Annotated in this window: 2 protein-coding genes; one reads left to right on the top strand and one right to left on the bottom strand. The window is 63.7% G+C overall.

What is annotated here, in order from left to right; translation table 11 throughout:
• Positions 1–263: 263 nt before the first annotated feature.
• Positions 264–875 (bottom strand): hypothetical protein, encoded by a 612-nt coding sequence (locus tag KM933_RS38600; protein ID WP_221362305.1) that lies wholly within the window; start codon positions 873–875, stop codon positions 264–266.
• A 518-nt stretch (positions 876–1,393) separates the two neighbouring features.
• On the opposite strand from KM933_RS38600, the gene KM933_RS38595 reads away from it, so the two are divergent.
• The gene (locus KM933_RS38595) at positions 1,394–1,756 is read left to right on the top strand and encodes a lytic polysaccharide monooxygenase (RefSeq protein ID WP_221362303.1); all 363 of its coding nucleotides are present in this window, start codon (positions 1,394–1,396) and stop codon (positions 1,754–1,756) included.
• The last annotated feature ends 52 nt before the right edge of the window (positions 1,757–1,808 follow it).

Here is a 1,808-nt window from a genome sequence, read left to right as displayed (position 1 = left end):
CCGCACGGACCGCCTCATCCACCACTACGCCGTCGCCGCTCATGAAGGCGACCGTAGTGTCCTGTCTCAGATGATCTGGTCCGAGGAGCGAGCTGTGACCTGGGGTGACCAGATGGATTGAGATGTCAGTCGGCCGAAAATCTCAATCGCCCTGGTCCCCCAGAGGCGAATGCCCGGTCCCGTCTCAGTCGACCTGGTTCTGGTCGATGCAGACCAGCAGGGGCGTGACCCGCCCCGGGGTGAGGAAGTGGCTCCTTGGGAGCTCACTCCCGGCTGGAGAGAGGAGCGCGCAGCTCGACGCGGAGTCGGATGGACGTGTCGATGGGCAGTCCCAAGCCGGCGTGGCGAAGATCCTTCGAGTAGCGTGCGATGAGGTCCAGATCCCGTAGTTGGCGCTGGAGCTCGGAGGCGAGTGCCTCGTCCGTGTCGACGGGGAGTTCGTCTTCTTCCTGCTCAGCCAGGTACTCAAGGTGCTGGTCCGTCGCCTCAATTGCCCGGCTGCTGGTCCAGACGGCGAATTCCTGACAGCCAAACAGGTGGGCATGTGCGGCATACAACGCCGCCGCCGCAGCCGACTCGTCCGCGTCATCCGGCCCGTCCTGGCCGTCGTTGTGGCAGTACTCGCTGAGCATGTACTCAGCGACACCGCGCTTGACGGCCCAGAAGGCCGTCGAGTCGCCGAGGACGCCCTCCCATACGGAATTCAGCAGAGGCCGCAGGCTCACGGTGAACGGCGCCTGCTCGTCCTCCGGCAATGCCTCGTGCCGACTCATCAGGCGTTCCGCGACACCAGCGGCGAACACGCCACGCTCGCCGGACGACACCGCCTTCAGCCGCTCCTCCACGAGCGCGGAAAGCTCCCGCCACGTATCCATTCGAAACCACCCCAGAGTTGCGATACCAGCGGACCCACGCCAGCCAGGGCGATCATCGCAGGCCCCAGTGACAGCTCCACACGCCAGCCCTCAGCGGCCGCTGTGCTCATCGGCGACGGCTGCCTCCCTGCCGGCAGGTGTCCTGACGGACCAGATCATCTGAGACTGGGACCAGATCGACTGAGACGGGACACGTAGGCGAGACGACTTGATCCGCGAAGACCGGCTGTCCTGCGACAGCGAAGTTGGACTGATTGACATCGAAGATGGAGCAGCGGCCTTTGTGCCGGTGAGGATGGACTACCTCAGGTCAAGATGATTGGTCAGCACTGCCGTGAGCGCCAGGGAACTACGAGCGGTCAGGATCACTCAGCAAACGGTCGAGATCGTTTGTCAGAGGACAGAGCCGATCAGGGCAGCGGTGGAAAACCGCGGCGCGAGGTTCAATGAGCGAATGGACCGCACCTACGCCGGTAACGTTCCGTGTGCATAAATGCACTCAAAGCAAGGAGCGTCTCATGCAAGCCAGGCACGGAGCAGTCAGCTTTCCCCCTTCCCGAGCCCACCTCTACCTGGAGGACTGGCAGGCCAACGGCCTGGAGGCCGGCAAGTTCTTCCCTCAGACGCAGGCGGGCCTGTCCGATCCCTTCGCTCCGAGCGACGTGGTCAACGCCCAGCCGCCGACGGACGGGCGGATCGCCAGCGCCGGGAAGGACTACGCGGCTTCCCTGGACGAGATCGGCCGCGACTGGAAGAAGCACCCAGTCACCTCCGGCCGGAACCTGGAAATCACCTGGGGATTCCAGGCGGAACACAAGACCCGCCGTTTCAACTACTTGAACCTTCCCCTTGATCGTGGACGCCTGGAGACTGGAACCTGAGGTTCCAGAGGAAGTAGCACCAGGTGGGAAACAAGTACACGAAGCGGTACAC

It is taken from the genome of Streptomyces beigongshangae (assembly GCF_019710745.1).
Classification (GTDB): domain Bacteria; phylum Actinomycetota; class Actinomycetes; order Streptomycetales; family Streptomycetaceae; genus Streptomyces; species Streptomyces beigongshangae.
The sequence above is the reverse complement of the archived record's forward strand: the minus strand, read 5'-3'. Positions and strand labels throughout refer to the sequence as shown.